This is a genomic window from Sphingobium sp. (genome assembly GCF_049304695.1).
Classification (GTDB): Bacteria; Pseudomonadota; Alphaproteobacteria; order Sphingomonadales; family Sphingomonadaceae; genus Sphingobium.
The window spans coordinates 1-7,841 of record NZ_JBAQOK010000082.1 but is presented as its reverse complement, the minus strand read 5'-3'; the positions used below and the strand labels follow the sequence as shown (position 1 = coordinate 7,841).

8 protein-coding genes are annotated in these 7,841 nt (G+C 56.7%); 7 read left to right on the top strand and 1 reads right to left on the bottom strand.

What is annotated here, in order from left to right; all coding sequences use genetic code 11:
• Positions 1-147 precede the first annotated feature (147 nt).
• The gene (locus WA070_RS16040; RefSeq protein WP_422634933.1) at positions 148-285 is read left to right on the top strand and encodes a 2-oxo acid dehydrogenase subunit E2; all 138 of its coding nucleotides are present in this window, start codon (positions 148-150) and stop codon (positions 283-285) included.
• A gap of 126 nt (positions 286-411) precedes the next feature.
• Here the strand turns inward: WA070_RS16040 and WA070_RS16035 are convergent, their stop codons facing one another.
• Entirely contained in the window at positions 412-1,368 is a 957-nt protein-coding gene (locus WA070_RS16035) for a cupin domain-containing protein (RefSeq protein ID WP_422634932.1), read from the bottom strand.
• A 148-nt stretch (positions 1,369-1,516) separates the two neighbouring features.
• On the opposite strand from WA070_RS16035, the gene WA070_RS16030 reads away from it, so the two are divergent.
• The 6 genes from WA070_RS16030 (at position 1,517) to WA070_RS16005 (ending at position 7,705) form a co-directional block, all read left to right on the top strand.
• Positions 1,517-2,584, top strand: a complete 1,068-nt coding sequence (locus WA070_RS16030) for a Rieske 2Fe-2S domain-containing protein (protein ID WP_422634931.1) — start codon at positions 1,517-1,519, stop codon at positions 2,582-2,584.
• A gap of 32 nt (positions 2,585-2,616) precedes the next feature.
• Positions 2,617-3,720 carry an FAD-dependent monooxygenase gene (locus WA070_RS16025; protein WP_422634934.1) on the top strand — a complete coding sequence of 368 codons (1,104 nt, stop codon included), beginning with the start codon at positions 2,617-2,619 and terminating at the stop codon, positions 3,718-3,720.
• A 210-nt stretch (positions 3,721-3,930) separates the two neighbouring features.
• Positions 3,931-5,004: an amidohydrolase family protein gene (locus tag WA070_RS16020; RefSeq protein ID WP_422634930.1), complete on the top strand. Its 1,074-nt coding sequence runs from the start codon at positions 3,931-3,933 to the stop codon at positions 5,002-5,004.
• A 20-nt stretch (positions 5,005-5,024) separates the two neighbouring features.
• The gene (locus tag WA070_RS16015) at positions 5,025-6,140 is read left to right on the top strand and encodes an FAD-dependent monooxygenase (protein WP_422634929.1); all 1,116 of its coding nucleotides are present in this window, start codon (positions 5,025-5,027) and stop codon (positions 6,138-6,140) included.
• Between the two features lie 30 nt (positions 6,141-6,170).
• Positions 6,171-7,166: a VOC family protein gene (locus tag WA070_RS16010; protein ID WP_422634928.1), complete on the top strand. Its 996-nt coding sequence runs from the start codon at positions 6,171-6,173 to the stop codon at positions 7,164-7,166.
• Between the two features lie 35 nt (positions 7,167-7,201).
• Positions 7,202-7,705: a cupin domain-containing protein gene (locus tag WA070_RS16005; RefSeq protein ID WP_422634927.1), complete on the top strand. Its 504-nt coding sequence runs from the start codon at positions 7,202-7,204 to the stop codon at positions 7,703-7,705.
• The last annotated feature ends 136 nt before the right edge of the window (positions 7,706-7,841 follow it).

The following is a 7,841-nucleotide window of genomic DNA, read 5'->3' as shown; positions in this document are numbered from 1 at the left end:
GGTCGGGCTACGCCCTCCCTACGCCGCGCGCAGCGCAAGGAAGCCCGTCACATCAACGCTCCGCCATCCTGACAGGGGGTCCCTTTTGCGCGCCGATAAGGGGTCCCGTTTGCACGCCGATTGACACACCACCGTCAAGAGAGTCCCATGTTCGGCATCGACGAGATGTTTTCAGTAATCAATCCGCCCCGGACCCTGATCTTGGGAACCGCAGCGGGAGTTGAGCAACCTTGGCGCGTCGATGGGAAAATCTTGCGTGGCACGATCATGGCAGCCACCGCCTAGTTGATCATTGCCATTTGTGGTGCTGTTGCGGCGCGCTTCATGACAGTTCTACGTGATTTCGTCGAAACGCTGCTACGGCTTATGACATAATATCAGGTGGCGGTGATTGGCCAGCATGGCGTTGGGCTATTTCGCGCTGTGCTGGCGCCGCATTTGTTGCGGCGACATTCCGAAATGATGGCGGAAAGCCTTTCCGAAGGCGTAGTAGGTGGCGTAGCCAGTATCGTCGACGAGAACTTTGATCCGTTCTCCTGAGAGAAGGCGCTGCCTTGCCCGCTCCAGCCTGACCGAGCGCAAGTATTGATAGGGTGTCTCACCTACCAGTTGCTTGAACCGAGAACAAAATGTGCTTCGAGACATACCGCAGTTTTTGGCAAGCTTGTGCAGTGGTAAATCATCTTCGGGCCGGTCATGCATGGCAGCCAAAGCCATGCCGATGCCAGGATCGACCAGAGCGCGCAGCCAGCCGGCAGCTTCTTGCGGATGGCGCAGGAGTTGGGAGCGCACGATCTGCATGAACACCAGATCCGCCAATCGGCTTGACACAACCGCGTACCCACTTTGCTGTTGCTCTGACTCCGCCGACAGGAAATCCAAAGTCATGCGTAGCCATGCTTCCATGCCCGTTCTTTCTGCATCGACATGGATGAAACGCGGCAAGCCCAATAACAGGGGGTGAGGGCTGTTTTCATCCAGTTCAAACACCAGCGACAGAATTTTTGCCTTTTCTCCGGTGCCGTCGAGTGTGAGCTTGAGTGGGCGATCCAGCCATTGGCCGGGTGCCCATGCGTCGCCCTGATTTTGCCGTACCACCTCGCGCACCGTCATATCGCGCAAAAATCCATTCCTGCTGCGCAGCCAATGGCGATCCCAGCGGGGAAACATCACAAGTTCGCCTGCATTAAGCTGGATCGGCTCCTCGCCGGGCCGGTCAAGCCAGACCGTGCCTTCAAGGATATAGTGCATTGGCGCACCCGACAGGGCAGTTTCAAAATCAACGCGCCACGGCGCAGAAAACTCCAGCATCGCAAGCAGTGAACCGCGCAACCGCTTGTCCGATAGCGCTCTGCTCAAACTGTCCACTAATCTGGCCTCCTTCCAAAGATTGGACGAATGTAGCTGATAATCGGACTTTGACCCACTCGAACTACTGCATTGATCCGATACCTTCATCGCGTTCCGGCAATCGCGCTTTGTCGATGCAAATATAAAAGTCGAGAGGACAGAATAGATGATCATCAATGGCGTCAACATGCAGCCTGGCGCTGCTGAATACCCGCGCAACCACTGGTATGTCGCGGCGTTCAGCACCGAGGTGACGCGGGAGCCGATGCATCGGGCCCTGTTTGGCGAACACATTGTTTTCTATCGAACCGAGGAGGGCGATCCCGTTGCCCTGTTTGATCGTTGCCCACACCGGGGGATGCGCTTGTCCAATGGTGGCAAGCTTTTTGGCAATATGATCCAGTGCCATTATCACGGCATCCGTTTCAACGAGAGCGGTCGGGCATGCCTGATCCCTTCGGGAGGAACACCAACGTCGGCGTTGTCGGTGCGAAGCTATCCGCTGAAGGAAATAGGCGGCTGGATATGGATATGGGCGGGAGAAGCAAGCCAGGTCGATGAAAGCCTTATTCCCGATCATAGCGATCTGGGACTGACGGCCCCAGGCTTCCACGCCTATTTCGGCCTCGTTCTGGAAGCAAATTCAAATTATCTGTTTTCATTGGAAAACCTGGTCGATGCGACGCATATTTCGTTTCTCCATCATGGATTGATCGATGATGGAAACGTGGCAGCGCATCCCTATATCTGCCAACAGGATGGCGTGCGAATTTCGATGATACGCGAATTCAAGAACGAAACGATTGCGCCAATGGTAGCGCGGGCTATGGGCCTCAAAAGTGCCCGTGCCGATCGCACGCTGGAACTGATCAGCTATGCTCCCAACACCTGCGTCGTTCGGCAGCACTTTGTCGAAACTGGAGATGCCAGTCAGAATCGCCGGGACAGCAAGCTTGTTTTTGGTATCACTCCTACCGGGCCGCGCAGTTGCATCCAGTTTGTCGCGATGGCCAACGATTATGAGAACACGCATCCCGACATTTTCGACGAACTTCGGCACTTGCTGATGGAGGATGTCGTCGCTCTTGACGATATCCAGAACCTGTTCGACCAGCTTGGGCAGGATCGGGCACCCGAAGTGGCGGTGCGCTCAGATGAAGGTGCCATCCGCACTCGCCGCCTAATTGCCGCGCAAGTTGCAGACGAGCGCAACCTTGCGGTCGCAGCCCAATGAGCGCGGCGACGGGTGGGAAAGGCCGCATATTGGTGGTCGGCGCCGGCATTTCTGGTCTGACGGCCGCGGCCGCTCTGGGCCAAAGAGGGTGGCAGGTAGATGTCATCGAGCGCAAGCCTGCGGTCGATGATGGCGGTGGAATCGGTCTGACACTGGTGGGAAACGCGATGCGCGCACTCGATGCGATCGGCGTGGCCGAGCAATGCGTGCATGCGGGCGTTCCAGCCGATTTCATGGCCATGATGAAGACAGATGGCACACCGCTGATGGAAAATCCACTGCCCCGAATTGGCGGTCCGAAATGGCCCGGCGGCACGGGAATCAGGCGCGCGACATTCCATGCGATTCTGCTGGAAGCGGCAGGCCGGGTTACGGCTTCGTTGCGCTGTGGACTGACGGTGACCGAATGGCGAGATGACGGGAAGCAGATTGACGTGAGGTTCAGCGATGGCAGCAACGCGGTCTATGATTTGTTGATCGGAGCCGACGGGCTGAATTCATCGACACGCGCTGTTCTGCTACCTGACGTCGTGCCTTCGCCGTCCGGGCAGGCTTGCTGGCGGGCGGCGGTGCCCCGTCCTGCGGGCATGGATCGCACCCATCTGTTCTTTGGCGGAAAGCATGGCGTGGTAGGGATTTGCCCGGTTTCTGCTGACCTTGCCTATATGTATATCGTGCAAGCCTATGATGGTGGACGGTACGATCCGGAACGTCTGCATATTATCTTTGCCGAGGAGGTGCAGGGTTACGGTGGACTGGTTGCCGAAATGGTGAAGCATGTGACCGATTCCGCGAAGGTCAGCTTCAGCCCGCTACCCGCAATGATCGTGCCCAAGCCTTGGGGGAAAGGTCGGGTCGTGCTGATCGGTGATGCAGCTCATGCCAATCCTCCGGTTCTGGCGCAGGGTGCGGCGATGGGGATCGAAGACGCGATCGTGCTGGCTGAAGAGCTTTCCAGAACGCCGGATGATATGCCTGAAGCCTTGTCGCGCTTTATAAATCGTCGCCATGACCGCGCGCGAAGAGTGGTCGAAGCAAGCCTGCAGCTTGCACGGGCCGAAGTGGAGCATCGCAAGGGCCTGGATGTTCCTGCCGTGATGCGCAAAGCGACACTTCAACTGGCCGAACCGATTTGAGCGGTTAGGTCCGGCGGTGGCCAGGCACCGCCCAGCCTCCTTGCTGACGCGGCAAGGAGGCTGTTTCGCGTGATCGAGCAGTTCACGATCCAAGCCGCAATAGTCTCCTCAGATTTGTGCTGATCGCTCGCAATCAGTTTTTCTGATACTTTCTATCCATAGGAAGGCCTTTGGCTCAAATTTCCGAGGAGCTAGTTAAGGCGATACGAAATGACCAGCCCGGAGTTAGAGGTGAGCGGAAACTTTCATGGCTGCGGACATGCGCATGAACACCAGCGTGTACGCAAAGCGGGGCACAGCCTCGTGGTCGATATTCATTGCCATTATGCTGTCGGAGCAGCCGATGCACATCTGCGCGAGGTCATGGCAGAAGCGCCACCGGCAATGCCGTTCACCTCCGTAGCATCGCAAAAGGTAAATGTTGCGCAGTTTGCGGCAATCGGGCCGCGTTTACACGGCGTGCGCGAACGATTGGAGGATATGGATCGGTTTGGTGTTGATGTTCAGGCCATAAGCCCTTCGCCGGGTCAGTATTTCTATTTTGCCGAAGCCGAACTAGGCCGCGACCTGAGCCAAATTATCAATGATGGCATAGCCGATGCAGTGGCTACACACCCCGATCGGTTTGTCGGGATTGGTCACGTGCCATTGCAGAACACCGAGATGGCAATTGCTGAAATGCGCCGCTGCGTTAAAGATTTGGGCTTCCGTGGGGTGGAAATCAATTCAAACGTAAACGGTCTGGAACTGGCTGATCCATCTTTCCGACCGTTTTTTGCCGCCGCTGAAGAACTGGGAATGCTGGTATTCATGCATCCGCTTGGCTTTACGCACGGCGAGCGGCTGACCGAATACTATTTGAACAATATCATCGGCAACCCTCTTGAGGCAACGATTGCGCTTTCGCATCTGATTTTCGGCGGCGTGCTGGATACTTATCCGGGATTGAAACTCTGTATCGCCCACGGCGGTGGATATATGCCCGCATATTGGGGGCGGATGGATCATGCCTGGAGGGTTCGCCCGGAGTGCCGAGAGCACACTGCCCATCCGCCTTCGTACTATATGCGGCAGATATGGGTCGATACGCTGGTGTTTGATCGGGAGCAGTTGAATGCCTTGGTCCATGTGCATGGCGCCGACCGCCTGTGTCTAGGCACCGATTATCCATTCGACATGTCAGAACCGGACCCGGTCGGCTTTCATGCCGCGCTTGATCCATCAGTGCGGGAAAAGATTTTGGGCCTTAACGCCGCAGGATTACTCGGCCTTGTTGTCGAATAGTGGACTAGAAGGGAAAGGCATTGCGTTCTGTACTTGTAATCGGCGGTGGCATCGGCGGAATGGCGACCGCAATCCGCCTGCGCCAACTTGGCCACAAGGTGAAGCTGATTGACAGCGATCCAAACTGGCGGGTCTATGGCGCGGGCATAACGATCACTGGCCCCACCTTGCGAGCATTCAAACGGATGGGCTTGCTTGATCCGGTTCTTGCCAATGGCGGCTTTGTAACCGGATACAAGACTTTCCTCTTTGACGGCACCTTGCTTGGCCAGACCGAAGAACAGCCAGTAGAACCAGACTTGCCGGTCGCCGGTGGGATCATGCGGCCGGTCCTGCATGCGATCATGTCTGGCGAAGTGCGGCGGCTAAATGTCGAAGTGGTACTTGGCGTCAGCGCGGAGGAAATCACCAATCAAACCGATCACGTTGATGTGACTTTTTCGGACGGCAAAAAGCAATCGTTCGATCTGGTTGTTGGGGCAGACGGAATTTATTCAAAGACGCGCCCAATGCTATTCCCCAGTGCAGTGGCACCTAAGCCGACCGGGCAAGGCAGCTGGCGCATCGTTGCGCCTCGCCCGCAAGGGATGGTCCACGGCCAATTCTATGTTGGCCACCAGAATTTGGTGGGGATGACGCCGGTATCCGATGACGCGATCTACATGTTCATTCTCAATCCTGACCCGGATCGCAAATGGATTGAGCCTGCCGAACAGCCTGCTCTGGTCAGAACATTGCTGGCCGACTTTGGCGGGGATGTCGCAACCATCCGCGACAACGTGACCGAAGCGAGTTCGATCGTTTATCGGCCGCTTGAAGCTGCGCTTCAGCCTGCTCCGTGGAGTGTAGGCCGGGTCGTTTTGATCGGTGATGCTGTGCACGCCACGACACCGCATCTTGCATCGGGCGCAGGCGCGGCGGTGGAGGACGCGCTGGTACTGGCTGAAGAGCTGGAGCGTGCTGGTGAAGATGTACCCGCTGCGCTGACTGCCTTTACGGCCAGGCGATATGAACGTTGCCGCATCGTTGTGGATAGCAGCATTGCGATTGGCGCACATCAGTTGGCGCGCGGTCCGATGGACCAGCTTGGGCCCATGATGAAGGCGCCGCTGACCGCACTTGCGGCCGAATATTGAAACAGCTTATTTCAAATCAGGAGGCACATAGTGTCTGGAATTAATGGTGTAGAAACAATTATTTACGGCGTGGAAGACGTCGCACTATGTACGCGCTATTTTCAGGATTTCGGTCTCCCACTGATTGAAGCAAGTGAAGCCGAGGCAGTGTTCGAGCTGGAAGAAGGCTCGACGGTCATCATTCGGGCGCTCGATGCAGCGCTGACCGATGGGCAAAGGTTGGTCGGTTACGGCGTCCAAAAGGTCATCTGGGGTGTGCGAAGCCAGAAAATTCTCGACCGCACTGTGGCTCAGTTGCGCAAAGTGGTCGAGGTGACGATTGACAGTGACGGAACCGCCCATTTTCTGGATTGCGACGGTATCCCCTGTGGCCTGCGGATATTCGCCAAACAGCGTGTTTTTGGCGCACCCGATCCAGTCAATAGCTATGGCACGATCAATCGCCTGAACCAGCACCGCAAATGGCGGCTCAAGGCCAATCCCAAAACGATCCAGCATGTGGTGTTCATGACGCCAGATCCCCAGGCGAGCTGGGAGTGGTATCGTGACAATTTGAACTTCAGACTTTCCGATGTGCAGGAAGGCTTTGGCATCTTTGCGCGTGCCCCTGGGACGCTCGATCACCACAATATGTATTGGCTGAAGGCCGACCTTCCATTCCCCGGATGTGACGGGCAGGTACGCTTCAACCATGTCAACTTCGGCGTCGAAGATATTGACGAGGTCATGGTTGGCGGCAACTTCATGGAGCGGCGCGGTTGGCAGAAGTCCGTCTGGGGACTGGGTCGCCACCGTATTGCCAGCGCCATCTTCTTTTACCTGCCCTGTCCCGCAGGTGGTGATGCCGAGTATGGCTGTGACAGCGACATGCACGACGATAGCTGGATTCCGCGCCATTGGAATGCAAGCTTTGGCACGATGAGCTTCATGCACAATCTTCAACCATGGCTGCTGGACGAATCCCCTTGGGAAGTCAGCTATGTCGAGGGCGCGACGCCGACAAAAAAGCCGGACGGGCACCACTGAGCGAACGCCTCGCGCAGCCTATCGGGGACATGATTATGTCAGACCTGCCAACCCCTATGCCACCCGTCCAACGCGTGGTGACAGGCCACGACCAAGATGGACGGGCAATCTTTGTATCCGAAGATTTCTCCTACCCTCGACCCATCCAGTCAACGGCAGCCGATTTCCTGTTGATGTGGAACACTGCCACAGTTCCTGCGGACAATAATGACGAAACTGACGGGCGTGAGCGCGATGCGGGGCAAACCATAAACGCGGGGTCTGTGATCCGTATTGTGGATATGCACCCCGGTTCGGAAAGTCCGATGCACCGCACCAACAGCATCGATTACGGGATCGTACTGGATGGCGAGATCGAACTCGAACTTGAAGATGGCGCGAGAAAGACAATCGCGAAAGGCGGCGTGATAATTCAGCGTGGCACAAATCACTTGTGGCGCAACATCACCGACAAGGTGTGCCGTATCGCATTCGTGCTGATTGAGGCGCCAGCTTATCTCCACAATGGGCAGCCTTTGCCCGAACACAAGCCGGATTGATCCTATGACTGAGAACGGCGGAGCAATATTCGACCACGGTAGCGGCGGGATAGTCCTGCTGCGGGCGGCGTAAAAGTCGTCCACCTTGAAGCCTTTCTGCCGAGTCAGGGAGGTGTGGGGATCTACAGCGTGGAAC